Here is a 24606-nt window from a genome sequence, read left to right on the forward strand (position 1 = left end):
AAGCAATTTTATAGAAATTTTATATTTTTATGCTAATCTTCTTTTGTTAATTTAGAACAAGGCAAAGTGATGATTCATAAGATTTTAATAGCTAATAGAGGTGAGATTGCAGTAAGAGTAATTCGTGCTTGTAGAGATTTGCACATAAAAAGTGTCGCTATTTATACTGAGCCTGATTATGAATGTTTACATGTAAAAGTTGCTGATGAGGCATATAGGATAGGAACTGATGCTATAAGAGGTTATTTAGATAGCAAAAGAATAGTTGAAATTGCGAAAGCTTGTGGTGCTGATGCAATACATCCTGGATATGGATTTTTAAGTGAAAATTATGAATTTGCAAAAGAGTGTGAAGAAGCAGGAATTGTTTTTATAGGGCCAAGATCTGATGTAATTCGTAAAATGGGAAATAAAAATATTGCAAGATATTTGATGAAAAAAAATGGAATTCCTGTTGTTCCTGGAACTGAAAAGTTAAATCATTGCACCTTAGAAGAAATTAAACTACAAGCTTTAAAAATAGGCTATCCTGTAATTTTAAAAGCAAGTGGTGGTGGTGGTGGTAGAGGTATACGCGTTGTTCATAAAGAAGAAGATTTAGAAAAATCTTTTGAAGCTTGTAAAAGAGAAGCACTTAGCTTTTTTAAAAATGATGAGGTATTTATGGAAAAATATGTCATTAATCCAAGACATATTGAGTTTCAAATTTTAGCAGATAATTATGGCAATATCATACATCTTTGTGAAAGAGATTGTTCTATTCAAAGAAGACATCAAAAAATTATTGAAATAGCACCTTGTCCAAGTATTTCAGATAAGTTAAGAAAAACCATAGGTGTTACTGCAGTTGCTGCTGCAAAAGCTGTGGGTTATACAAATGTTGGAACGGTTGAATTTTTACTTGATGATTATAATAGATTTTATTTTATGGAGATGAATACAAGAATTCAAGTAGAACATCCGATCACGGAAGAAATCACAGGAATTGATCTTATTACACGACAAATTCGTATAGCAAATGGAGAAATTTTAGATCTTGAGCAAAGTGATATTAAACCTAGAGGTTTTGCAATAGAAGCTAGAATTACAGCAGAAAATGTATGGAAGAATTTTATTCCAAATCCAGGAAAAATTACAGAATATTTTCCAGCATTAGGTCCTTCTGTTAGAGTTGATAGCCATTTGTATAAAGATTATACGGTTCCACCATATTATGATTCTTTGCTTGCAAAGTTAATTGTTAAAGGTTCTAGTTATGATAGTGCGGTTAATAGACTTGAGAGAGCTCTGAAAGAATTTGTGATTGATGATATTAGGACTACCGTGCCATTTTTGATTGCAATTACCAAGATAAGAGAATTTAGAAGAGGATATTTTGATACTTCTTTTATAGAAACACATATGGAAGAGCTTTTAGAAAAAACAGAGGATAGGCACCAAGAAAACAAAGAAGAGGTAATTGCTGCTATAGCTGCAGCTTTACAAAAGATAAAAGAAAGTAGACAATCATGAGTTTTTTAGATGAATTAAAAGATATAAAAAAAGTGCTTCAAAAAGAACAAGGTCAAATAAAAAAAGAAAAGGCTAAAGCAAGTAAAAGTGGAGTCGGTATGAAAAATACTGACTTAGATGCTATGCAAAAAGATTTAGTTAGGCAAAATGAAGATAAAAAACAAGAGCAAGAATTTGAAAATATGTTTTTAAAAGAAGAGCGTTTAGCAAATGAATTTATGGATTATGTAAAAAATAACAATATAAAAAAATCTAATGAATAATATTATTGGTTTTTGTACTTTAGAAGAAGAATGTCCTTATCTTGAAGATAAATTTTGCAGAAATGAATATAATTATATTTCGTATATAAATAAAGCATTAAATCAAGAGTTAGTATCTAGGGGATGGAGGCGTTTTGGTTCATATTTTTCAAGACCAATTTGTAATGGTTGTAATGAATGTCAAAATTTACGTATATTAGTGGAAAAATTCCATTTTAGTAGAAGCTGCCGTAGGGTTTTGAAAAAAAATACTACTACTAAAATTATTTTACAAAAACCATCTTTGAGTGATGAGCATTTACTACTTTATGAAAAATATCACTACTATCAAAAGGATAAAAAAAATTGGAAAATTTATGATTTAAATTTTAGAAAATATTATAATTTGTATGTAGATAATGCGGGAACTTTTGGATATGAGTTGGATTTTTATGTTGATAATAAGCTAGTTTGTGTAGATTTGATTGATATTTTAGAAGATGGAATTTCTAGTGTATATTGTTTTTATGATCCTGATTTTTTGCATTTAAGTTTAGGCAAATATTCACTTCTAACTGAAATTAAACTTGCACAATTAAAAAAACTAAAATATATTTATTTGGGTTATTTTGTAAAGAAGTGTCAATCTTTGTCTTATAAAGCCGATTATAGTCCAAATGAAATTTTAAAACATACTAGTGCTTTAAATGAACAGGCGTTTTTATGGAGTTAACTTTGATAAGAGGGTTTTTATGCAAGTAGTGCAAACTTTGGAATCTGTTAGTGTTAATACTGATGATTTTATAATGTTTAAATATTTTCAAGGTCTTATTCGTAAAAATTTCTCAAAGGTTATAGGAAATAAAAATAAAACTTTATCTTTTTTTGTAGAAAATGAAATTCCTCAAAGAAGATATTTTTTAAAACTTGTAAATCATAAATATAAAAAAGATACAGGAAATCAAATTGATAATCTTGCTTTTGCCCATTACAAAACATTTAAGCTTAATTTAGCTCAAGCTAATACTCTAAAGCCAATTATTTTTGCTAAGATAGGTTTTTCTCAAAAAAATATCTTAGTTACTTTAAGTTCTAATGAAAAATTATTTGCTGTATATTTAGAACAATATTTTAAAGACCACAAAAGCTTTTATGATGAAAAAAATTGTATTTTTTCTGTAGAATATAAGAATGATAATACTTTAAACCTTTTAGAAATTTTAGCTAGTGTAAATGAACATTTGAAATATTGCATAGATTTTACAATTAATGAAGCTCAGCTTTTGGAGTTTAGAAATAAAATGAAGAATAAATCTAAAACGAGTTGGAAATTTAATGCATTAGCAAAGCTTTTTGAAAATTATTTTCAAACTCTAGGATGTAATAATAATGATGATTTTGCCACAATTAGACAAAATTATCTTAACCTAGTAAAAATTTATCATCCTGATCGCCATCAAGAAAAAAGTAAAACCGAACAAGCATATTGTCGTGAAGAATTTGAAAAAATTCAACTTGCATATGAAAGTTTAAAATCTTTATACAAAAATAATGTTTGATAAAATAACATCATTTTAAGTTGCAATTTATTAAAATTAATTTTTCATATGAGCTTTAGGAAAAAAATTGGTTGCTGATAGAAAATTATTTTTTTTATGTTGTATTTTAATTGCTATAGGAATACTTTTTTCTTATTCATTGAGTGCTTTTACTGTACTTTATTTAGAATATAATGAATTTCATTTTTTTATTAGGCAGCTTTTTTTTGGATTAAGTGGTATTGGAATAATATATTTAATTTCAAGACTTGATCCAGATAGCAAGCAAGCCCATTATTTAATGATAAGTGTTTTAATTATTGCATTTTTATGTGTTGTTGTTTTACCCTTTTTACCAACTTTTTTAGCAACAGCTGCAGGTGGTGCACAAAGATGGATAAGACTAGGACCTCTTTCTATATCTCCTGTTGAATTTTTTAAAATAGGATTGATTTATTTTCTTGCATGGTCTTATACAAGAAGAATTGATGATGGTAAGAAAGCCATTAAACATGAAATTTTAATTTTAATTCCATATTTTATACTAGCAGCTATTATAATTGGTTATATTTATATGACACAAAACGATCTAGGACAAAGTGTTATTTCTTTTTTTTTAGTTTTTGCTTTAGCTTTTTTCGCTGGAGCTAGTAAAAGACTTTTTGCTTTTGGAGTAGTTATTGTTGGAATGATAGGTGTGTTGGTTATTTTAAGTAATCAAAGAAGAATTCAACGTATTGCTGCTTGGTGGGGGAATATTCAAGATGCTTTTTTGCCATTATTCCCTGATTGGATAGCTAATGTTTTAAGAGTGAATCACAATTCAGAGCCATATCAAATTTCGCATAGTTTAAATGCTATAGCTCATGGTGGATTTTTTGGAGAAGGTTTGGGACTTGGGACATTTAAATTGGGTTTTTTAAGTGAAGTTCACACAGATTTTGTATTATCTGGTATAACAGAAGAAATTGGTTTGCTTGGTTTAAGTGCAGTTTGTTTTATTTATTTACTCGTGATACTTAGAATTTTCAGAATTGCTGGAAGATGTGAAAATAAAGTTCATTTCTTATTTTGTTCAGGTATTGCTTTATTATTATTATTTTCTTTTTTTATGAATGCTTTCGGTATTATATCATTAACTCCTTTGAAGGGTGTGGCTGTTCCACTTTTGAGTTATGGTGGTAGCTCTATGTGGTCTATTTGTCTTGGTATAGGATATGTTTTAATGATTAGTAAAAAAGTGAAAATATAACTTTAAATTATTAGTATTTTATATATAAAAATACTAAATTATAAGTATTTTACAAAAATTTAAAATATAATTACATTAATTAATTTTTAGTATTTGTAGATGGAGAGTATAAAATGAAGCATTTTTTAACATTGATGGATTATTCTAAAGAAGATATTTTAACTATTATTAATCACGCTAGTGAACTTAAAATAAACCCAAAAAAACTATTACAAGATAAAACATTAGCAATGATTTTTGAAAAAAATTCTACACGCACTAGAATGGCTTTTGAACTTGCAATTACAGAACTTGGTGGAAAAGCTATATTTTTAAATAGTAATGATTTACAACTTGGTAGAGGTGAGCCTATTAAAGACACAGCTAGGGTTATCGGTTCTATGGTTGATTTTGTAATGATGAGAGTAAAAAGTCATGATAGCTTAGTAGAATTTGCTAAATATTCTAAAGCTCCAGTTATTAATGCTTTAAGCGATTTTTATCATCCGACCCAAATTTTAGGAGATCTATTAACTATTAAAGAGTGGGGTAAAGAAAAAGATAATAATGTAAAAATTGCTTTCGTAGGAGATAGTAATAATGTATGCAACTCTTGGCTTATAGCTTCTGCAATTTTAGGTTATGAAATGAGTATAGCTATACCAAAAAATTATAATATTAATACTAAAATTTGGGATTTTGCTGTAAAAAAATCAAAAATTTCAGGAGCAAAAATTTCTTTATTTCATAGTAAATTTGATGCTTTGAAAAATAAAGATGTAGTTATTACTGATACTTGGATTTCTATGGGTGAAGAGAGTGAGAAAGAAAATAAATTAAAAGATTTTAATGGTTTTATTATTGATGATGATGCAATGAAGCAAGCAAATGATGATGCTATTTTACTTCATTGTTTACCTGCCTATAGAGGTTTTGAAATTAGTGATTCAGTTTTTGAAAAACACTCGAAAGTAATTTTTGAAGAAGCTGTAAATCGTCTTTTTGTGGTGAAAGCACTCCTTTGTTTTTTATACAAGTAGATATATTTTTTTAAAACTTCAATGTATTTAATTTAAGAGTAAAAAAGTCTAAAAATATAAAACAAAATTTCAAAAACGAGTTTTTATAATTGCTTGAGTTGTATATATTATAGAAAATATTTTATAATAGTGCTTTTGATAAGAATATTTAGGTATATTTGTTAATTATTATAAAGATTTATTTGTTGATGTGAAAAATGATAAGAAACATTAAGTGGTTTATACTTTATATTGTAATTTTTCATTTGTCTTTAAGTTATAAAAATATATTTTTTTTGATATAATTTGCAAGTAAATTTACCAAAATTAAGGAGTGTCAATGAAAAAGTATAGGCGTTTAAACACATTGTAACTTTTATTAATTTAATCCTTAGGAGATGATAATGAAAAAAATATATGTTGTTTTAGCGTTGTTTAGTTTATTAATATTAGGTGCTTGTTCAAAACAAGTTAATAATCAAAGTGAAATTTTAAAAGTTGGTATAGAAGCGAGTTATCCTCCATATGAATTTATACAAGATGGAAAACTTAGTGGTTTTGATGTGGATATTATTGAAGAACTTGCAAAAAGAGCTAATTTAAAAATAGAGTTTGTTAATATGAGTTATGATGCACTCATTCCAGCTTTAATGGGTAGAAAAATTGATCTTATTATTTCTTCCATGGGAATTACTTCTCAAAGAGCACAAAATGTAGATTTTAGCATTTCTTATTTTAAAGATAAAAATGTATATTTAAAACACAAAGATAATGATTTTTTACAAAAAGATGATTTAAAATCAAAAAATATTTGTGTGTTATTAGGTTCTATTCAAGAAAATGCAGCAAAACAAATCTTAGATGCAAAAGTAGTAGCTAATGAGAATATGTTGAATTGCTTTTTAAATCTAGATAGTAAAAAAATTGATGCAATAGTTACAGATAAAGCTAGTGCAATGAATTTTCTTAAACAATATCCCAATATAAATGTTTTTTATGAAGAAGAAGATGGAAGTGAAGGTTTTGGTATAGCATTTAGAAAAAATGAATTTAAAGATTTAATTTCTAAAGTTAATCAATATTTAGAAGAAATGAAAAATGATGGTACTTTAGAAAAATTCTTGGTTAAATATAATTTAAAGGATTAAAATGAAAAATTTTTTTTATGTATTATTGATGGTATTTAGTGTTTTATGTTTAGGTGCGTGTAGCAATAATAAGCAAAGTAGTGAAGTTATAAAAGTAGGTATTGCAGCTAATTACCCTCCGTTTGATTTTTTAAAGGATGGGAATGTAACAGGCTTTGATGTGGATTTACTAGAAGAAATTGCTAAAAGAGAAAATTTAAAACTTGAGTGGATAAACATGAGTTTTGATGGTTTAATTCCTGCTTTAAAAGCTGGGAAGATTGATATGATAGCTTCTGCTATGAGCTCAACACCACAAAGATTAACAAGTATGGATTTTAGTAATACATATTTTAATACTAAAAATTTATATTTAAAATTAAAAACAGATTCTAGTGTTAGTAATAAACAAAGTTTAGAAGGTAAAAAAATAGGTGTTCAACTTGGAACTATTCAAGAAAGTGCAGCTAAGACTATTCCAAATGCTCAAGTAGTAGCTAGCGAGGAAATGCTAGCAGCAATTTTGGCTTTAAAAGCTGGCAAAATAGATGCGGTTTTAACAGATAAAGATATTGGTAAAGGTTATTTAAAAACTAATGAAGAATTAGAAGCATTTTTAGAAGAAAACGATGGAAGCTCAGGTTTTTGTGTAGCTTTTGATAAAGGAAAACAAGTTGAACTTGTTCAAAAAATTAATGCTGGTTTAGAAAAAGTTAAAGCCGATGGAACTTATCAAAAAATCGTAGAAAAATACGATTTGCAATAACTAACTTAAAGCCTTGATGCTTGCCCTCAAGGCTTTAAAAAAATAATCAATATCTTCTTTTGTATGTATATAGTGAAATCCAACTCTTAACCACCCTGGTTTAAATTTTAATTCTTGATTATCTTTTAAATTTAATAAATCATGTCCATAAGGTCCAGCACAAGCACAACCTGCTCTTGTTTCAATTTTATATGTTTTGCTAAGTTTATAAGCTAGATCAAAAGGAGAAATACCTTCTATATTAAAAGCAAAAATAGGTAATCTATGAGTGATATTTTTTGCGTATAAATTCATTTTTGGAATAATTTTACATTGCTCAAAAAAATATAAACATAATTCCTTTTCTTTTTTTTCTATAATTTTTAAACCTATTTCATTGCGTACTTTAAAAGCCAAGCTTGCTCTAATAAGCTGAATAATTCCTGGTGTTCCACCTTCTTCAAGGTTTTCAATTTCACATAAATATTGCTGAGAAGTTCTTGATACATAGCCAACTGTTCCACCTGCAGCAAAACTAGGAGTGTTTCCGCATAAAGCTTTTTTAATAACAAGTAAGCCACAAGATCCTACACCGCCAAGTAATTTATGAGGACTGATAAATACTGCATCGTAAAATTTAGGATTTAAATTTGCATAAGGAGCCAAAGAAGAAACATCAAAAGCAACTATACCATTGTATTGTTTAATTAAAGAGTAGATTTTTTTATAATCACTTAAAATTCCCGTTACATTTGATGCTGCATTAAAGCTTGCTATAATTTGTCTATTTTTAGATTTTTGTAGTAATTTTTCTAAAAACATAAAATCTATTGTACCATTTATATCCAAAGGAACTCGTATACACTCACATAGTGCTTCTCTAAATGAAAGTTCATTGGAATGGTGTTCGTATGGACCAACAATTACCAAAGGTAATGTTTTTTTATCAATATATTGAAAATATTTTTGTTTAACTAAAGGTGGTATGTATAATCCTAGAAGTTCTTGAAATTTTTTTATTGCCGCTGAAGATCCACTTCCACAAGATATTAAAGCAAAACTATCATCAACTTCTAAATAGTTTTTTAAATTTTTTCTTGCATTTTCATAGTATTGCTGAGTAATAAAAGAATTTAAAGAACTATCTGAATGTGTGTTAGCATAAGTCGTGAGAACTCTTTTAATTTTTTTTTCTATACTTTTTAATGCTAAAGCACTTGCTGTAAAATCAAAATAATATATACCTTTTTTTAAAATAATATCTTTTTTTAACTCTTCAATTTTCAATAAATATCCTCAAAATTTGTTAAAATTATATCATACAATATGTTTAAATAAGGATATGATTATAAATTTTAGTGATTTTTCAAAATATACAAAAAATTTGAGTATTAAAGAGCTTTTTGATTTTTATAGTGTATTTGATAATTTTAGTTTTAATTATGAATTAAGTTTGTATGATAATATTTTAAATGTTTTTATTTTACAAGCTTTTGATATTTTAGATTATTTAAATTTAGATGAAAATGCATTGAAAGCTTTAAGTGTTTTAAGTAAAAATGATAGAAAACGATATTCTATTAATAAATCTATTCCACACTATCAAGCTTTGGGAATTGTTAATAAACTTTTGAAAAAAAATATTTTAATATTAGAAAAAAGTCAAGAAAAACCCATCATAAAAAATAAAAGGCAAAAAGTTAAAAAAGAATTAAGATCTTATAGTATTCAAGATAAATTAATTTTTAAAAATCAAGGTTTAAGATTTTATTTTTATTTTATTTATCCTAATTTAAATTTAATAGTTGAAAAAAAATACGATAAAGTACTAGAAATTATAAAAAATAATTTAGAAAACTATCAGAGTTTTGTTTTTGAGTTATTGTGTAAAGAATTTTTGGCAAAGAAACTTAAAGTAGAGCGAGTATATAGCTTTTGGAATTATTATTGTGAAATAGATCTTTATTATCATAAAGATAAATTTTGTGTTTTAGGAGAAGCTAAATTTAAAGAAAGAAAGATTTGTAAAAATATATTAAACATTTTAAAAAATAAAGCAAAACAGCTTAAAATTCAACCTAATCTATATGTTTTATTTTCAAAAAATGGTTTTAGTAAAGAACTTCTTTTAAAAAAGGAGCATAATTTGCTTTTATATACTTTAGATGATTTTATTTTTTTAATTGAGGCTTAGCAAAATGGATGAAAATATTTTAAAAAGTTTAGATTCTAGTGAAAAAGAAGATTTACAAAGAGGTCTTAAAATTTTAATAGAGCAAACTTATGTTATAGAAAATGAATATAAGCAACTTAGTGAAAATTATATTTCCTTAACGCGTACTATGGATGAAGTTGTAGAAGTATTGCCTATGGCTTTATGGATTTTAGATGCTAATAAAAAAATAACTTTACAAAATAATCTTGCTAAGCAACAGCCAAAGCTTATAGAAAATATTGACCTTGAAAAAACTCATTATGAACTCGAATTTGACCATAAATTTTATTTAATAAAAGTAACTTCACATATTGATAAATTAATAGTTAGTGCTACTGATATTAGTGATGAAAAAAGAAATGAAAGACTTGCTAGCATGGGTACAGTTGCGGCACATTTAGCACATGAAATAAGAAACCCCATAGGTTCAATTTCACTTTTAAGTTCAACTTTGTTTGAAAGAAGTGAATTAAAAAATAAACACATAGTTTTAGAAATTCAAAAAGCAATATCTAGAGTTGAACGTATAGTAAATTCCACCTTATTATTTACAAAAGGCGTGCATATAAATTTAAATAATTTTAATTTGTTAGAGTTGCAAGATGAGTGTGAACAAGCTATTGGTGCATATAATTATACAGCAAACATTGATTTTAATTTTGATTTTTTAGATTTTAAAATTAGTGCTGATAAGTCTTTGTTAGCTTTGGTTTTGCAAAATTTATTATACAATGCTATTGATGCTATCGAAGAAAGCGAAAATGAGCATGGACAAATAAAGATAAAATGCGAACAAGGAGAAGATAAGATTTTTATTAAAGTATATGATAATGGCGTCCAAATTAAAGATAAAAAAATGGTTTTTGAGGCTTTTAAAACAACAAAATTAAAAGGGAATGGTTTAGGGCTTTCTTTATCCAAACAAATTATTGATGCACATAATGGAATTTTGGGTTTTGAAGAAAACCCAAAATGTTTTTTTATAGAGTTAAAAATTTAAGTTTTATAAAATAAATTTTAATTAAAATATCAAAGTTATATTTGTCCTCATAGCTCAGCTGGATAGAGCGCAGAATTCCTAATTCTGAGGCCGCAAGTTCAAACCTTGCTGGGGACACCAAAGGACATTTATGTTTCATATAGTTTTGGTCGAGCCACGCATACCACAAAATACTGGAAGTATAGGCAGAATGTGTTTTAATGCAGGTTTTACTTTACATATTATTAACCCTCTTTTTAGTATTGATGAAAAAGCAGTTAAAAGAGCAGGGCTTGACTATTGGAAAAAACTAAATCCTTTGTTATGGAATAGTCTAGAAGATTTTTTACAAGAAAATGAAAAATTTCAAGATAGATTTTTCTTTGCAACAACTAAAACTAATCAAGCTTATTTTGATGTGAATTATCAAAAAAATGATTTTTTATTTTTTGGAAGCGAGAGTTTTGGTTTACCTATGGATCTTATGCAAAGAAAATGGGAAAATACTATTACTATACCTATGAAAGATTGTGGTAGGAGTTTAAATTTGGCTACTAGTGTAGGTATAGTAAGTTATGAAGCATTAAGGCAAAATTTCTATTCTTTTAAAAAAAACTAATGGTTTAAAACTTGATTTAAAAATTCTTTCAGCCTCTCATTTTTTGGATTTTCAAATGTCATTTTAGGGCATTCATCTACCACTATAATACCTTTATCCATAAAGAAAATTCTGTTTGCTACATTTCTAGCAAAGCCCATTTCATGAGTAACTACAAGCATAGTAATGCCATCTTTTGCAACTTCTTTCATAATATTTAAAACTTCACCTATCATTTCAGGATCTAGTGCTGAAGTTGGCTCATCAAATAAAATTACATCAGGATTCATCATTAAAGATCTTGCTATAGCAATGCGTTGTTTTTGTCCGCCTGAAAGCTTGTGAGGAAAATAATTTTCTTTATCACTTAAACCAACTTTTTTTAGTAATTCCCTTGCTTTTTTTATCGCTTGCTCTTTGCTCATGATTTTAGTTTGTACTGGTGCTAAACATAAATTTTCTAATACATTTTTATTGTTAAAAAGATTAAAATGCTGAAATACCATGCTTACTTTTTGACGAATTTTATTTATATCTGTTTTTTTGTCAAGTATATTTGTATCATTAATATAAATATTGCCACTATCTGGTGTTTCAAGCTTATTTAAACATCGTAAAAAAGTACTTTTTCCGCCACCACTAGGACCTATAATAGCTATTATATCGCCCTTATTTATTTTAACGCTAATGTCTTTTAAAACTTCTAATTCGCCGTATTTTTTAATTAAATTTTCAATTTTAATCATGTTTGTTTAATCTCACTTCTATAAATCTAGCAATAAGTGTTAAAAATTTTACACTCACATAATATACAAGTCCTGTAAAAATAATAGGCTTAGGATTATAGTAAATTGCTTGTAAACTTTTACTTTGCATAGTAATATCCATAACACTAATATAACCAACTATGGAAGTTTCTTTAAACAAAGAAATAAATTCGTTCATTAGTGAAGGTAAGATATTTTTAATAGCTTGCGGAAAAATTATCATTCTCATTGAACTTGAATAGCTAAGTCCCATAGCTCTTGCTGCTTCCATTTGTCCTTTGTCAACACTTTGAATTCCACTTCTTACGATTTCAGCAACATAAGCTGAACTATTAAGCCCAAGAGCAATAATAGCTACATAAAAATTATCACTCCAAGTAGCAAAAATCACTACTGAAAAAATTAAAAGCTGTAAAAGCAAAGGAGTTCCGCGTATAATATCTATATATTCATCTATAATAAAATTTAAACTTTTAATTTCTAAAAATCTTAAAAAAGCTAAGAAAAATCCAAGAATTATGCCTATTGAAATTCCACCTATTGTTAAGCCAAGTGTTGTGAAATAGCTATGTATATAAGATTTAGCTTCTATAGTATAAGCATATTCTCCAGTAGATAGTCCATTTTGATCTTTAACTTGTAAAATTTCGATTGGAAATGAAAAATAAGCCCAAAAAACAATAATAGTAAAAAACATAAAAAACTTCATTGTATTTTGTTTCAATTTAAACACCTTAGTTAAATTTAAAAATCTAAGTGTATAAAAATTAAGTTTTCTTTTTACTTAAAGTATTTGAATATGTTTTTGATGTATTTATTATATATTATAAGTTAAATTTACACATAGCTTTAAAAAATAAAATAAATTTAATATAAAATTATATTTTTTTATGACAAATTCATTTTTTTATGATAAATTTATATTTGAAAATTATAAAAAGGAGATAAATATGGATTTAATATCCCAATTTATTGGCTTTGTAAATAATCAGTATTATTCTATTTTAGTAGTTTTACTTATTATTACGGGATTTTATTATAGTTATTTAACAGGTTTTGTACAGTTTAGAATGCTTCCTTATGTATTTGATATATTAACAGAAAAACAAGAAAAGCATGAAAAACACCATATTACTCCTTTTCAGGCTTTGATGATTTCAACAGCATCAAGAGTAGGTATAGGAAATATTGCAGGTATTGCAGTAGCAGTTGTATTAGGTGGACCTGGAGCTTTATTTTGGATGTGGGCTATGGCATTTTTTGGTGGTGCATCGGCTTTTGCGGAAAGCACTTTAGCACAAGTTTATAAAAGCCGTGATGGTAAAAGTTTTAAGGGTGGTCCTGCATATTATATTAGTAAAGCTTTAAATTTAAAATGGCTTGGAGCTATTTTTGCTGTGATTTTAATCATCACTTATGCTTATGGATTTAATGGGCTTCAAAGCCAGACTATGACTTCAGCTTTTGAGTTTTACTATAAAGGTATGGTTGATACTAGCGAAGTAAGTTTTGCGCAAAGTTGGTGGCCTATTGTAATTGGAGCTATTTTAGCGATTTTTGCTGCCTATATGTTTTTTGGTGATCATACTAAAATAGGTAAGGCAAGTTCTATTATCGTTCCTATTATGGCGATGATTTATATTGGTTTATCCATCATAGCGATGTTTATGAATTTTGAAAAAATTCCTGAAGTTTTTTCTATGGTATTTAAAAGTGCTTTTGATTTTGAAGCTATTTTTGGTGGATTTGCAGGCTCTGCTTTAGTCATAGGTATAAAAAGAGGATTGTTTTCTAATGAAGCTGGTATGGGTTCAGCACCAAATGCAGCAGCTTCAGCTCTTACAACCCACCCTGCAAAACAAGGAGTTATTCAAGCATTTTCTGTATTAATCGATGTGATTATTTGTACAAGTTCAGGATTTTTAGTATTATTTTCTCTTGCTTATGCAAACAACATTGGAGTAGATGGTAAGCCTATTTTAACAGCTCTACCTTTAGTACAAGAATCTATGAAAGAATATTATGGAAATTTAGGAGTACATTTTACCACTGTTAGTATAGTTTTATTTGCTATTACTTCTTTGATTGGAAATTATTATTATGCTCAAGCAAATATTAAATACCTCACTCAAAATCCTATTATTATTAATCTTTTTAAAGCAAGTGCTGTGCTTATGATTTTTATTGGTGCAAATATGGATTTAAAATTTGCATGGGATTTAGCTGATACCACTATGGCGTTTATGGCTACGATTAATATCATTTCTATTTTATTGCTTGGTGGTATAGTGAAAAAGGTATTAAAAGACTTTAGCGAGCAAAAAAGACAAGGTAGAGATCCAGTGTTTAGCGCTTCAAAGCTTGGTATTAAAAACGCAGAGTGTTGGGACTAATGATAGATTATATTATTATTGTCTTATTTATAACTTTTATGGTTTTTCTTGTGTTTGGCTTTAACCGCCAAATGCAAGAAAAAGCCAAACAAAAAGAAGAAAAATTAAAAACAAAGAAAGATTTTAAAAAAAATAGGTAAAATACACTAAAAAATTTTTAAAAAAGAGTGTAAAATGAAATTGTTAATAGAAATAGGCACAGAAGAGCTTCCTGCTATTCCTTTATTAAAAAAACTTCCAAATATTACTAAAAAATGGGAAAAGATTTTACAAGAGTACCATTTAGAATCTGAATTTAAATTTTTCTATACTCCTAGAAGATTGGTTTTTATCCATGAAAATTTTAAAGAAAAACAAGATGATTCTTTTGTGGAATTTATAGGCGCACCTAGGGCGATAGCTTATAAAGATGGAAAACTTACTCAAGCAGGACTTAATTTTTTAGAAAAAAGTGGTTTAAAAGAGGAAGAGCTTGAATTTAAAGAAATTAAGGGTAAGGAGGTATTGTATTGTCAAAAGCAAGTGCAAGGCTTGCAGAGCAAAGCAGTTTTAGCACAAATGATAGAATCATTCTTAAAAAGCTTGAGTTTTGGTAAAACTATGAGATGGGGCGATGGTAGCTTTGAATTTATCAGAGCTATTCGTTCGCTTTGTTGTATTTTAAATGATGAATTAATTGAATTTGAAAGCTATGGTGTTAAAAGTGCAAAAAGTACTTTTGTGCATAGAAGTGTTAGTTATGATTTAATACCTTTTGCAAATATTGATGAGTATTTTAAAATTTTAGAACAAAATTATATTATTTTAGATCAAGCACAAAGAAAAAAACTCATTATAGAGCAATTAAAAACACTTGAAAAAGAAAATGATATTACTATTGCAGAAGATGATGAGCTTTTAGCTGAAGTTGTAGCTATCACAGAGTATCCAAAAGCATTGTTAGGACGTTTTGAAAAAGAGTATTTAGAAATCCCAAGCGAGGTAATCATCACTTCTATGAGAGAAAACCAACGCTATTTTGCAGTATTTAAAAACAATATGTTAAGTAATCATTTTATTGTAGTTTCTAATGCTGTTTGTGAGGATTATTCTAAAATCATTAATGGAAATGAAAGAGTTTTAAGAGCGAGATTAAGTGATGCGATGTTTTTTTGGAAAAATGACTTAGCGCAGGGCTTAAATAATGATAAAATAAGTCATATGGTGTATCTTGAAGGTCTTGGAACCTTAAAAGATAAAATTATTAGAGAACAAAAAATCGCTACTAAGCTTTGTGAGGTTTTTGCTAATACTCAAAAAGATGAAATTTTAAAAGCCATAGAATACTCAAAAGCTGATCTAAGTACTCAAATGGTGTATGAATTTACTGATCTTCAAGGTATTATGGGATCTTATTATGCTAAGGCTATGGGTATGAGCGATGAGCTTGCTTTGGCGATTAAAGAACAATACCTTCCAAATGGTGATAATTCAGCTATGCCAAGTAATGAATTCAGTTCTATTGTAGCTTTAGCTTATAAATTTGATACACTCATGGGGCTTTTTTCAATGGGGAAAATCCCAAGTGGTACAAAAGATCCTTATGCTTTAAGAAGAGCGGCAAATGGTGTTTTAAAAATTATTTTAGCTTTAAATAAAAATTTTGATCTTAAGATATTTTTAGAAGCAATAGCTAGTGAATATAAAAGCTTTGATCTTCAAAATTTATTAAATTTTATTTTAGAGCGTTTATATACTTTTTATGAAGTAAATGCTTCTTTTGTTAAAGCTGTGCTTAGCTCGAAAAATTATGATATTGTTTATATTGATTCTTGTATAAAAGCTTTAATACAAAGTGCAAATAAGGTAGATTTTAATCAAAATTTTGCTACTTTTAAGCGTTTGGCAAATATTGCAGTGTTAAGTAAAACTCAAATTAATGAAAATTTATTTAGCACTCAAGAAGAAAAAGATTTATATCAAGCATTTATGCAGTGCAAAACAAAAGAAAATAATACTCAAGAGCTTTTAGAAAGTCTTTTTGCACTGAAACCACAAATTGATGCTTTTTTTGATAAAGTGATGATTAATGATAAAGATGAAAATATCAAAAATAATCGTCAAGCTTTGGTGTGTGTAATTTATTGTGAGTTTTTAAAAATTGCTGATATTAAAGAGCTTAGTTTATGAGAAAAATTCTTTTTTTTCTATGTTTTTTTATTTTTGTTTTAGAAGCTAGAGAAATTGATCTTGTAAAAGGACAAGTAGTTTTTTTAGAATTTGATAAAGATAAATTTTTACAAATTAGTTCAAATTCTAAAAATCTTCCTTCTTTTGAGTATAAAAATAAAATTATTGTTAGTATAGCTATGCCTTATAAAAATCCTAAAGATAGAAAATTAATAGCTGAGTTTAGAGATAATTCTAAAGAAGAAATCAATATAAAATTTAGCGAAGGAAGTTATCAAAAAGAATTTTTAAAAGTGAGTGCTTCTAAAGTAAATCCACCTAAAGAAGTTCTTGAGCGTATTAGTAAAGAATACAATCAAGCTGTTAAAATTTATAACACTTATACCGATACTGCTTTATTTGATGGAAAATTTATATATCCTTTAGAAAGTAAAATCACTAGTGATTTTGGAAAGGCAAGATTATTTAATGATAGTTTAAAAAGCTATCATAGTGGAACTGATTTTAGAGCGACAACTGGGACAAAGATTTATGCAAGTAACGATGGTATTGTAAGGATTGCTTCAAACCGTTACTATGCTGGAAATTCAGTGGTAATTGATCATGGATATGGAATTTATTCACAATATTATCATCTATCAAAACTTAATGTAATAGTAGGACAAAAAATAAAAAAAGGTGATCTTGTAGGTTTAAGCGGGGCTAGTGGCAGGGTGACTGGGCCACATTTGCATTTTGGAATTTTAATTAATGGCATACAAGTTGATCCACTTGATTTTATAGCTAAATTTAATGCTTTGCAATGATAACTTTTAGTGAGTTCTTTAAAAATTGGACTGATAAATACTACTCACAAGCTGTGAGTGTTGGTAAAAATGGTGATTTTTATACTGTAGTTAGCGTGGGAAATCTTTTTGGAGTGTTATTAGCTAATTATTTTTTAAAACTTATAGATGATAAAAAGCTAACTTTGCCGGTTGAAGTTGTAGAAATAGGGGCAAACGAAGGGCATTTAATGCTTGATTTCATACAAGCTCTATATACACTTAGAGCTGATGTTTTAGGGCAGATTGAGTGTTATATCATAGAGCCACATGAAAAATTAAGAAATATACAAAAAAAACTTTTTGATGAGTATGAATTAGATGTTAAAATTCATAATTCTTTAAAAGAATGTCATTTTAAAAATGCTTTTTTTTACGCTAATGAATTGTTTGACTGTTTTGCGTGTGAGCTTGTAAAAAATAAAACTATGGCATATGTTGATAATGATTTAAATATAGTTTTTAAGCCTATGGGTGAAGATCTTTTAAAAGAATGTGAAAAGTATAATATTTATAATTCTGAATTATGCATAGAATATAAATCTTTTTTAGATGAGTTAAAACAAGCTTGTAAAAAACTAACTTTTGTATGTTTTGATTATGCTAAGAAGGAAGAAAAATTTAGTATCAGAATGTTTAAAAAACATCAAGTATTTGATTTGTTTAAAGAGAATTTAAAAGATTTTTATGCTAAAAGTGATATTACTTATAATGTAAATTTTGAACACTTTATGCAAGTTTTAAAAGAAAAAGGTTTTGAAATTGTAAAACATAAAAACCAAAATCAAGTTTTAATTGATTTTGGTTTAGAAGAGATTATTAAACAAGCTAAAAGCACTCATCCGCAGATTTATAAAAACTTTATTAAGCAAAGTAAAAATTTGATGTTTGGTTTTGGTGATAAATTTAAATTTTTAGAATTTAAACTTTAAAATTATTGCTTATAATATCAAGTCCAAAACCTTTTAAACCTATAAATTCTTTATCAGTATTTTGACTTAGAAGTTTGATTTTTGAGATTTTTAAATACCTTAAAATTTGAGCACCTATGCCATAATTTTTAAATTGAATACTCCCTTGTTTTTCATTTTTCATAAAAATTATTACTCCGCCTTCTTGGCTTAAAAATTTAATTTGATTTAATAGTTCATTAAATTTATTAGAGGTTAAGAGTTCAAAGTCGCTTCCACTAAGATAAAATTTCACATTCTCACATTCTTTTAAGGAACCAAAACTAAATGCTATATGTTCATTATTATTGTGATCTTTAAAAATCATTTTCTTGGCTTCAAAACCTGCTAGAATACTTTTTTCCTCTTTTATAAGAGAAATTAAACTTTCGTTTTTTAAGCGATATTCGATTAAATCTGCAATTGTAATCATATTAATACCATGTTTTTTGCAAAATTCAAGCAGATCACTTCTTCTAGCCATATCTCCATTATCTTTGGTGATTTCACATATTACACAAGCTTCTTTTAATCCTGCCAAACGACATAAATCCACTGTTCCTTCTGTATGTCCTGTTCTTTCTAAAACTCCACCTTTTTTGGCTATAAGAGGATTTATATGTCCAGGACGTACAAAATCTTGTGCATTTGAATTATCATTTGCAAAAATTTGAATTGTCATATTTCTTTCATAAGCGCTAACTCCTGTGGTTGCTTCTTTGGCATCTACAGTTATAGTAAAAGCTGTTTCATGATTAGAAGTATTTTTAGGTACCATTAAAGGAAGCTCAAATTTTTTTGCTAATACTTCGCTTAAAGCCACACACACTACACCTCTTGCATATGTAATAGCAAAATTAACTTTTTCTTTAGTGCTAAATTCTGCTGGAAAAATTAAATCTCCTTCGTTTTCTCTATCTTCAGCATCTACCATAACTAACATCTTACCTTCTTGAAGTTCTTTTATAGCTTGTTCTACACCAATATAACCCATAATAGCCTCCTTATTTTTTATCTTTTATTATATATAATTTTTCTTGACATTATATTAAAAATAATATATAATACGTGTTTTAATTTATAGAAACCATTTTATTGGGGTATCGCCAAGCGGTAAGGCAACAGGTTTTGGTCCTGTCATTCAGGGGTTCGAATCCCTTTACCCCATCCACTTCATATGATGCCGCGAAGTAGAGCAGTGGTTAGCTCGTCGGGCTCATAACCCGAAGGTCGGGAGTTCAAATCTCCCCTTCGCAACCATAATTTCGCTTATTATAATTTGTTTTGCATATTTTGGCAGTAATTACAAAAGATTTTAACTTTCTTTTAAATATATAATCTGATGTAAGTATTAAATGAAAAATTTATTATCAAAATACAAAAAATAAAATCAGATTAATTATTTATAACTTTTGCATTTTTAATATATTTATTTTAAATTGTTTGTATTTTAAAAGAATTAAGTTTTTTCATGTTTTAATATTTGTGTTATTAAAATAATGCTAATAATTAATTTTTTAAGTTTACTTATTGCTTGCAACAATATATTTTCTTAAATATAATTTTAATTGCATTTTTTTATTTACAAAAGATTTTAATTTATGTTAACTGATATTAGTTCATAATAATTTATGATAGTTTGTGAAAGAAGCAATGGTGGATTTAGCAGGACTCGAACCTGCGACCAACCGGTTATGAGCCGGTTGCTCTAACCAACTGAGCTATAAATCCGCCAGAAGTTGAAATGGAAATATTATTATATCTTTATTTCCTTAATTTTATTTTAGAATTTGATTTTTACTGCTTTTTCTATATCTAAATATCTAAAAGTAAGCAAATTTTGCAAAATACCAAAAAAAATCATAAAAGTAACAAAAGAACTTCCGCCATGACTAAAAAATGGCATAGGTATACCGACAACTGGTGCAAAACCTATAGTCATTGATATATTTACTGCTATATATATAAATATAAATAGAGCTATACAATTTGTTATTACTTTTGTAAAATAATCATCTTTGAGTTTATAATTTAAACTTAATAAGTGAAAAATTAATAAAGCATAAAGTAATGTGATTATTACAGCACCTATGAAACCAAATCTTTCTGATAAATAAGCAAAAATAAAATCACTAGTAGAAATGGGTAAAAATTTAAAGTGAGTTTGTGTAGCTTCGTCTATTTTTTTCCCACTCAAACCACCACTTCCTATAGCTATAATGGATTGTTTTACATGGTAACTTGGTTTTTCAGCTAAAAAATCATGAATTCTTTGTTTTTGATAAGGCTTTAAAAAATCATTATAAATAATAGGTGAAGATATAGCTATAACCAAAAAAATACTAAGCCAAATTTTGTAATTAACTCCTATAATAAAAAGTGTACCAAAACCTACTAGTAAAAGCACCAAAGCAGTCCCTAAATCAGGTTCTCCTGCTATGAGTAAAAAAGGAAGTAGGATATAACAACTTAATTTTAAAAATTGTTTTAAGCCATAACCATTTGAAGGAGGAGGATTTTGATAAATTAAATAAGCTAACATTAATATAAAAGAAGGCTTAAAAATTTCAGAAGGTTGTATGGTGAAATGTGTAAAAGGAATTTCAAGCCATCTTCTAGCACCAAGTTTTTCAATGCCAAAAATATCTACACTTAAAAGCAAAGCTATGTTAATCCAATAAAGTGTAGGAATAAGCCATATCAATTTTCTCAAAGGTAAAAAGAAAAAAAATGTGAAACCAGCAAAACCTACTAAGGTATATATAACTTGCTTTTCAGCCAAGTAGGTATTTGCTTCATATATTAAAAAAAAAGATATGGCAATAATAGGCAATATAAGAAGAGGCTGAACAAAGTCAAAATGGGTTAAAATTCTTCTATCAAGTCTTATCAAAAATATTCCTTTGCAAAATATTATGTAATTATATGCTAAAATTACGAATTTTATTATTAAGGAAATATAATATGCTAAAAATTTCATCACTTTGTGAAGAGCGATTAGATGTTTTTTTATCAGATGTATTAAAACAAAGTCGTTCTCAAGTGGTTAGATTAATAAAAGAAAATTGTGTTTGTGTCAATAAAAAAATAGAAAAAAAAAGTTCAAAAAAAATAAAACAAAAAGATGAGATAAGTATCTTATTACCTCAAACAAAAGAAATAAAAGAAAATTATACACCCGAATTTGATATAACAATTTTGCATGAAGATGATGATGTTTTGGTTTTAAATAAAGCTCCTAATGTTGTTGTGCATGGTGCAAGTAGTGTAAAAGAAGCAACTTTGGTGGATTGGCTTTTATATAAAGGTTATATTTTATCAAATTTAAACGGAGATCATAGAGCTGGACTTGTACATAGACTTGACAAAGGGACAAGCGGGGCTATAGTAATAGCAAAAAATAACCAAAGTCATCAGTTTTTAGCAAATCAGCTTTTAGATAAAAGCATGGGGAGATTTTATCTTGCTTTGAGTGATTTGCCTTTAAAAAAAGATAAAATGAGTAATGAAAAAGCTATTATGCGTTGTCCTAGCAATAGGCTTAAAAAAATAACTACAAGTCATTTAAATTCTTTAGCAAAAAGTGCAAAAACAGATTTTATAAATTTATTAAGTGGTAAAGATTGTTCTTTGATTGCTGCTAAATTATACACCGGAAGAACACATCAAATCAGAGTACATTTAGCCGATTTTAATCGTTATATTTTAGGAGATGAATTATATGGATATAAAGGAAAAATAAAGTATAATAGAGTAATGCTTCATGCATATTTGATTTATTTCATTCACCCTAGGACTAAAAAGCTTATGTTTATAAAAGCACCTATGTTTGATGATTTTTATCAAATTTTAAAAGAAAATTTTACACAAGGAGAGATAGATGAAAAAACTTCATTGGATTATCTTAAGTTCAGCTTTAGCTTTTAGTGCTTGTAGTACAACTATGAGTTCGCCTCAAATTGCCCAAGTAAATGATACTTTACCAAAAATTTCAAGTATTAAAAGTATAAGTGATATTACAAGCATAGCTTTTGAATGGGAGCCTTTGTATGATCAAAATATAGCGGGCTATTATATTTATAGAGCAAATGCGGCTGGTGCACCTATGGAGCTTATAGCAAAAATCAAAAATAAATTTCAAACACATTATACTGATACAAATTTAGAACCAAATACAAGATATTATTATTCTATGAAAACTTTTAACGAGCTTGGTCAAGTTTCTCAAGATGGTGTAAGTATAGAAGCTTTCACAAATAGAGTGATTGATCCAGTTCCTTTTGTTCAAGCTATTGTAGGTTTGCCAAATCGTGTAAAGTTGGTTTGGAGGCCACATCCTGATTTAAGAGTAAATTCATACATTATTGAACGTGCTAATATGAAAGATATGAAATTTAAAGAACTTTCAAGAGTAAAAAATCGTTTAAGTGCTGAATACATAGATGACTCATTAAAGCCCGATGAAAGTTTTCAATACAGAATTATAGCTTTAACCTATGATGGTGTAAAAAGCGAACCAAGTAAGATAGTTGAATCAACCACAAAAGCACTTCCTCCAATGGTAAATAATTTACAAGCAAGTAAAGATGCTCCAAGAAAAATCATTTTAACTTGGGATAAAATTGATTATGCAGATTTTGCTTATTATAAAATTTACTCAAGTTCAACTACATTTTTACCTTTTAGCGTAATAGCTAAAACTTCTGAAAACACCTATGAAGATGTGGTAAAGGGTATATCTGAAAAAAGATATTATAAAGTAAGTATGGTTGATAAAGATGGTTTGGAAAGTCCTATAACAAATGAACCAGTGGAAGGTATTACTTTAGGAGCACCTTTAGCACCTAGTATTGTTTTATGTGCTGTTGAAGATGATGGTATTAGGGTTGAATGGGTTGATAATGATGATAGAGCTAAAGAGTATATAGTAAAAAGAAGTGGTGGAGGAAGTAGTGCTGTATTTAAAGAGATTAAATCAAAACAATTAAAAGATATTACAGCAGTTCCTGGAAAAGTATATAGTTATGAAGTTATTGCAATTGATATCAATGGTATAGAATCAAAAGCTTCTAATAAATTTACAGCAGTAAAATAATGCCAAATTTTAAGTGTAAAATTTTAAAAGAAATTCAACTTCCATTTCAAAAGGATGGAGTTGAATTTTTATGGCTTGCTAAAGGTGAGAATGTAAATTTACTTTTTACACATGTCCAACAGGAAAGTTTTTTTTTGCAAATTAAAAAAGATAATAAGAAACAAGAGTGGCTTATAAAGGGTGAAAAACATACAAAACCTTCTCAAATCGGATATTTGCAAAAAGCTTTGCTTATATTTAAAGAAAATTTTACTCAAGATATAGTTTGTGAAGCAGTTGCTCTAAAACATACAAGATTAATTCAAAAAACTCCTTTAATTGTCAATAATATAAAAGAGTTATTAGATAAAATTCAAGATAAGAAGCAAATTTATATTGAAATAGGTTTTGGTAGTGGTAGACATTTACTTTATCAAGCTAAGCAAAATCCTGATATTTTAATTATTGGTATAGAAATTTACACTCCTGCATTAGAACAAGTAGCTAAACTTGCCTTAAGTGAAAACTTAAATAATGTTTTATTGATAGAAACTGATGCAAGGTTGTTGTTAAGTGTGCTTGAATCTAATTTAGTAGATAAAATCTTTTTACATTTTCCTGTTCCTTGGGATAAGAAGCCTCATCGTAGGGTAGTGGGGCTAAATTTTGCAAATGAATGTGCTAGGGTTTTAAAAGACACTGGTCAGTTTGAGCTTAGAACAGATAGTTATATGTATTTTAGTTTTACTTTGGAAACTTTTTTAAATTTTTCACATTTAAAAGCAGAAATTGCAAAAAATAAAAATTTGGAAGTATCAAGTAAATATGAAGATCGATGGAAAAGACAAGAAAAAGATATATATGATTTAGCAATTAGTGGTTTTGGTAAAAGTGAAAATTTAAATAAAAAACAAAAATTTGCTATCGAAATTTTAAAATTTAATTTAGAGGAATTAGATTACATTAAAAATAATTTTAAAAACAATGTTTTTAAAGGTGAAAATTTTTTTTTACATATTGAAAAAATATATGTTAAGGATAAAGAAATTATTATTAAAATAGCTTTTGGTGCTTTTTATAAACCCGAACATATTTACATAAGATTAGGCGAACATAGAACAGATTTTGTCTTCAATGAACCTTTTAAAACAAAAGAAAATTTAAAAGCTATAGAAAAATTAAGAGAAATATTGTATTCTTATATTAAACAATAAAACATTTAA

General features: G+C 27.3%; 23 protein-coding genes and 4 tRNA genes. 21 read left to right on the forward strand and 6 right to left on the reverse strand.

Annotated features, from left to right (window positions below):
* Window positions 1–69 precede the first annotated feature (69 nt).
* The 8 genes from CAQ16704_RS03115 (at window position 70) to CAQ16704_RS03150 (ending at window position 7435) form a co-directional block, all read left to right on the forward strand.
* Window positions 70–1512 carry an acetyl-CoA carboxylase subunit A gene (locus CAQ16704_RS03115; RefSeq protein ID WP_039666832.1) on the forward strand — a complete coding sequence of 481 codons (1443 nt, stop codon included), beginning with the start codon at window positions 70–72 and terminating at the stop codon, window positions 1510–1512.
* Entirely contained in the window at window positions 1509–1775 is a 267-nt protein-coding gene (locus CAQ16704_RS03120; RefSeq protein WP_039666833.1) for a hypothetical protein, read from the forward strand. The genes CAQ16704_RS03115 and CAQ16704_RS03120 overlap by 4 nt, the downstream gene beginning before the upstream one ends.
* Window positions 1768–2487: an arginyltransferase gene (locus CAQ16704_RS03125; protein ID WP_039666834.1), complete on the forward strand. Its 720-nt coding sequence runs from the start codon at window positions 1768–1770 to the stop codon at window positions 2485–2487. The genes CAQ16704_RS03120 and CAQ16704_RS03125 overlap by 8 nt, the downstream gene beginning before the upstream one ends.
* 19 nt (window positions 2488–2506) lie before the next feature.
* Window positions 2507–3313 carry an adenylosuccinate lyase gene (locus tag CAQ16704_RS03130; protein WP_039666835.1) on the forward strand — a complete coding sequence of 269 codons (807 nt, stop codon included), beginning with the start codon at window positions 2507–2509 and terminating at the stop codon, window positions 3311–3313.
* Window positions 3314–3380: 67 nt separating this feature from the next.
* Window positions 3381–4544 carry a putative lipid II flippase FtsW gene (gene ftsW / locus CAQ16704_RS03135; protein WP_039666836.1) on the forward strand — a complete coding sequence of 388 codons (1164 nt, stop codon included), beginning with the start codon at window positions 3381–3383 and terminating at the stop codon, window positions 4542–4544.
* Between the two features lie 113 nt (window positions 4545–4657).
* A complete protein-coding gene (gene argF, locus CAQ16704_RS03140) occupies window positions 4658–5563 on the forward strand; it encodes an ornithine carbamoyltransferase (protein WP_039666837.1) in 906 nt (301 codons plus the stop codon).
* 383 nt (window positions 5564–5946) lie between these two features.
* Window positions 5947–6690 (forward strand): transporter substrate-binding domain-containing protein, encoded by a 744-nt coding sequence (locus tag CAQ16704_RS03145; RefSeq protein ID WP_039666838.1) that lies wholly within the window; start codon window positions 5947–5949, stop codon window positions 6688–6690.
* A gap of 1 nt (window position 6691) precedes the next feature.
* Window positions 6692–7435, forward strand: coding sequence for an amino acid ABC transporter, permease/substrate-binding lipoprotein (locus CAQ16704_RS03150; protein ID WP_039666839.1), 744 nt, complete (start codon window positions 6692–6694; stop codon window positions 7433–7435).
* Here CAQ16704_RS03150 and CAQ16704_RS03155 read toward each other — a convergent pair whose 3' ends face one another.
* Window positions 7436–8701, reverse strand: coding sequence for a cysteine sulfinate desulfinase (locus CAQ16704_RS03155; protein WP_039666840.1), 1266 nt, complete (start codon window positions 8699–8701; stop codon window positions 7436–7438).
* 55 nt (window positions 8702–8756) lie between these two features.
* On the opposite strand from CAQ16704_RS03155, the gene CAQ16704_RS03160 reads away from it, so the two are divergent.
* From CAQ16704_RS03160 to CAQ16704_RS03175, 4 genes are all read left to right on the forward strand, one after another.
* Window positions 8757–9608 carry a DUF234 domain-containing protein gene (locus tag CAQ16704_RS03160; protein WP_082020050.1) on the forward strand — a complete coding sequence of 284 codons (852 nt, stop codon included), beginning with the start codon at window positions 8757–8759 and terminating at the stop codon, window positions 9606–9608.
* 4 nt (window positions 9609–9612) lie between these two features.
* Entirely contained in the window at window positions 9613–10629 is a 1017-nt protein-coding gene (locus CAQ16704_RS03165) for a fla regulon two-component system sensor histidine kinase FlgS (protein ID WP_039666841.1), read from the forward strand.
* Window positions 10630–10672: 43 nt separating this feature from the next.
* Window positions 10673–10749, forward strand: a tRNA-Arg gene (locus CAQ16704_RS03170).
* Window positions 10750–10759: 10 nt separating this feature from the next.
* The gene (locus tag CAQ16704_RS03175; RefSeq protein ID WP_039666842.1) at window positions 10760–11227 is read left to right on the forward strand and encodes a tRNA (cytidine(34)-2'-O)-methyltransferase; all 468 of its coding nucleotides are present in this window, start codon (window positions 10760–10762) and stop codon (window positions 11225–11227) included.
* Here CAQ16704_RS03175 and CAQ16704_RS03180 read toward each other — a convergent pair.
* Both CAQ16704_RS03180 and CAQ16704_RS03185 read right to left on the reverse strand, forming a co-directional pair.
* Window positions 11224–11952, reverse strand: a complete 729-nt coding sequence (locus tag CAQ16704_RS03180) for an amino acid ABC transporter ATP-binding protein (protein WP_039666843.1) — start codon at window positions 11950–11952, stop codon at window positions 11224–11226. The genes CAQ16704_RS03175 and CAQ16704_RS03180 overlap by 4 nt on opposite strands.
* Window positions 11945–12682 carry an amino acid ABC transporter permease gene (locus CAQ16704_RS03185; RefSeq protein ID WP_039667710.1) on the reverse strand — a complete coding sequence of 246 codons (738 nt, stop codon included), beginning with the start codon at window positions 12680–12682 and terminating at the stop codon, window positions 11945–11947. Before CAQ16704_RS03185 ends, CAQ16704_RS03180 begins: the two co-directional genes overlap by 8 nt.
* Before the next feature lie 241 nt (window positions 12683–12923).
* Between CAQ16704_RS03185 and CAQ16704_RS03190 the strand changes: the two genes are divergently transcribed.
* From CAQ16704_RS03190 to CAQ16704_RS03205, 4 genes are all read left to right on the forward strand, one after another.
* Window positions 12924–14366 carry an alanine/glycine:cation symporter family protein gene (locus tag CAQ16704_RS03190; RefSeq protein WP_039666844.1) on the forward strand — a complete coding sequence of 481 codons (1443 nt, stop codon included), beginning with the start codon at window positions 12924–12926 and terminating at the stop codon, window positions 14364–14366.
* Between the two features lie 174 nt (window positions 14367–14540).
* Window positions 14541–16535, forward strand: a complete 1995-nt coding sequence (glyS, locus tag CAQ16704_RS03195) for a glycine--tRNA ligase subunit beta (RefSeq protein WP_039666845.1) — start codon at window positions 14541–14543, stop codon at window positions 16533–16535.
* Entirely contained in the window at window positions 16532–17341 is an 810-nt protein-coding gene (locus tag CAQ16704_RS03200) for a M23 family metallopeptidase (RefSeq protein ID WP_039666846.1), read from the forward strand. Before glyS ends, CAQ16704_RS03200 begins: the two co-directional genes overlap by 4 nt.
* Window positions 17341–18291, forward strand: coding sequence for an SAM-dependent methyltransferase (locus CAQ16704_RS03205; RefSeq protein WP_039667711.1), 951 nt, complete (start codon window positions 17341–17343; stop codon window positions 18289–18291). The genes CAQ16704_RS03200 and CAQ16704_RS03205 overlap by 1 nt, the downstream gene beginning before the upstream one ends.
* On the opposite strand, the gene CAQ16704_RS03210 is transcribed toward CAQ16704_RS03205, so the two are convergent.
* Window positions 18281–19303 carry a bifunctional 3,4-dihydroxy-2-butanone 4-phosphate synthase/GTP cyclohydrolase II gene (locus CAQ16704_RS03210; protein WP_039666847.1) on the reverse strand — a complete coding sequence of 341 codons (1023 nt, stop codon included), beginning with the start codon at window positions 19301–19303 and terminating at the stop codon, window positions 18281–18283. The genes CAQ16704_RS03205 and CAQ16704_RS03210 overlap by 11 nt on opposite strands.
* Window positions 19304–19405: 102 nt before the next feature.
* Between CAQ16704_RS03210 and CAQ16704_RS03215 the strand changes: the two genes are divergently transcribed.
* Both CAQ16704_RS03215 and CAQ16704_RS03220 read left to right on the forward strand, forming a co-directional pair.
* Window positions 19406–19480, forward strand: a tRNA-Gln gene (locus CAQ16704_RS03215).
* 13 nt (window positions 19481–19493) lie between these two features.
* Window positions 19494–19569, forward strand: a tRNA-Met gene (locus tag CAQ16704_RS03220).
* 394 nt (window positions 19570–19963) lie between these two features.
* Here CAQ16704_RS03220 and CAQ16704_RS03225 read toward each other — a convergent pair.
* Together CAQ16704_RS03225 and CAQ16704_RS03230 are read right to left on the reverse strand one after the other, a co-directional pair.
* Window positions 19964–20040: transfer RNA gene (locus CAQ16704_RS03225), tRNA-Ile, on the reverse strand.
* A 52-nt stretch (window positions 20041–20092) separates the two neighbouring features.
* Window positions 20093–21202 carry an FtsW/RodA/SpoVE family cell cycle protein gene (locus CAQ16704_RS03230; RefSeq protein ID WP_039666848.1) on the reverse strand — a complete coding sequence of 370 codons (1110 nt, stop codon included), beginning with the start codon at window positions 21200–21202 and terminating at the stop codon, window positions 20093–20095.
* Window positions 21203–21273: 71 nt separating this feature from the next.
* On the opposite strand from CAQ16704_RS03230, the gene CAQ16704_RS03235 reads away from it, so the two are divergent.
* The 3 genes from CAQ16704_RS03235 to trmB are packed head-to-tail and all read left to right on the forward strand — an operon-like array spanning window position 21274 to window position 24597.
* Entirely contained in the window at window positions 21274–22236 is a 963-nt protein-coding gene (locus tag CAQ16704_RS03235; protein WP_039666849.1) for an RluA family pseudouridine synthase, read from the forward strand.
* On the forward strand, window positions 22190–23404 hold the full coding sequence (locus CAQ16704_RS03240; RefSeq protein ID WP_039666850.1) for a fibronectin type III domain-containing protein: 1215 nt from the start codon (window positions 22190–22192) through the stop codon (window positions 23402–23404). The genes CAQ16704_RS03235 and CAQ16704_RS03240 overlap by 47 nt, the downstream gene beginning before the upstream one ends.
* Window positions 23404–24597 (forward strand): tRNA (guanosine(46)-N7)-methyltransferase TrmB, encoded by a 1194-nt coding sequence (trmB, locus tag CAQ16704_RS03245; RefSeq protein WP_039666851.1) that lies wholly within the window; start codon window positions 23404–23406, stop codon window positions 24595–24597. The genes CAQ16704_RS03240 and trmB overlap by 1 nt, the downstream gene beginning before the upstream one ends.
* Window positions 24598–24606: the final 9 nt, after the last annotated feature.

The organism is Campylobacter sp. RM16704, from assembly GCF_000816245.1.
In the GTDB taxonomy this organism is placed as follows: Bacteria; Campylobacterota; Campylobacteria; order Campylobacterales; family Campylobacteraceae; genus Campylobacter_D.

Excerpts from the sequence above, each read along its gene's own strand:
- CAQ16704_RS03115 (WP_039666832.1), top strand. The coding sequence starts at position 70 with ATGATTCATAAGATTTTAATAGCTAATAGAGGTGAGATTGCAGTAAGA.
- CAQ16704_RS03120 (WP_039666833.1), top strand. The coding sequence starts at position 1,509 with ATGAGTTTTTTAGATGAATTAAAAGATATAAAAAAAGTGCTTCAAAAA.
- CAQ16704_RS03125 (WP_039666834.1), top strand. The coding sequence starts at position 1,768 with ATGAATAATATTATTGGTTTTTGTACTTTAGAAGAAGAATGTCCTTAT.
- CAQ16704_RS03130 (WP_039666835.1), top strand. The coding sequence starts at position 2,507 with ATGCAAGTAGTGCAAACTTTGGAATCTGTTAGTGTTAATACTGATGAT.
- argF (WP_039666837.1), top strand. The coding sequence starts at position 4,658 with ATGAAGCATTTTTTAACATTGATGGATTATTCTAAAGAAGATATTTTA.
- CAQ16704_RS03145 (WP_039666838.1), top strand. The coding sequence starts at position 5,947 with ATGAAAAAAATATATGTTGTTTTAGCGTTGTTTAGTTTATTAATATTA.
- CAQ16704_RS03150 (WP_039666839.1), top strand. The coding sequence starts at position 6,692 with ATGAAAAATTTTTTTTATGTATTATTGATGGTATTTAGTGTTTTATGT.
- CAQ16704_RS03160 (WP_082020050.1), top strand. The coding sequence starts at position 8,757 with ATGATTATAAATTTTAGTGATTTTTCAAAATATACAAAAAATTTGAGT.
- CAQ16704_RS03165 (WP_039666841.1), top strand. The coding sequence starts at position 9,613 with ATGGATGAAAATATTTTAAAAAGTTTAGATTCTAGTGAAAAAGAAGAT.
- CAQ16704_RS03175 (WP_039666842.1), top strand. The coding sequence starts at position 10,760 with ATGTTTCATATAGTTTTGGTCGAGCCACGCATACCACAAAATACTGGA.
- CAQ16704_RS03180 (WP_039666843.1), bottom strand. The coding sequence starts at position 11,952 with ATGATTAAAATTGAAAATTTAATTAAAAAATACGGCGAATTAGAAGTT.
- CAQ16704_RS03185 (WP_039667710.1), bottom strand. The coding sequence starts at position 12,682 with ATGAAGTTTTTTATGTTTTTTACTATTATTGTTTTTTGGGCTTATTTT.
- CAQ16704_RS03190 (WP_039666844.1), top strand. The coding sequence starts at position 12,924 with ATGGATTTAATATCCCAATTTATTGGCTTTGTAAATAATCAGTATTAT.
- glyS (WP_039666845.1), top strand. The coding sequence starts at position 14,541 with ATGAAATTGTTAATAGAAATAGGCACAGAAGAGCTTCCTGCTATTCCT.
- CAQ16704_RS03200 (WP_039666846.1), top strand. The coding sequence starts at position 16,532 with ATGAGAAAAATTCTTTTTTTTCTATGTTTTTTTATTTTTGTTTTAGAA.
- CAQ16704_RS03210 (WP_039666847.1), bottom strand. The coding sequence starts at position 19,303 with ATGGGTTATATTGGTGTAGAACAAGCTATAAAAGAACTTCAAGAAGGT.
- CAQ16704_RS03235 (WP_039666849.1), top strand. The coding sequence starts at position 21,274 with ATGCTAAAAATTTCATCACTTTGTGAAGAGCGATTAGATGTTTTTTTA.
- CAQ16704_RS03240 (WP_039666850.1), top strand. The coding sequence starts at position 22,190 with ATGAAAAAACTTCATTGGATTATCTTAAGTTCAGCTTTAGCTTTTAGT.
- trmB (WP_039666851.1), top strand. The coding sequence starts at position 23,404 with ATGCCAAATTTTAAGTGTAAAATTTTAAAAGAAATTCAACTTCCATTT.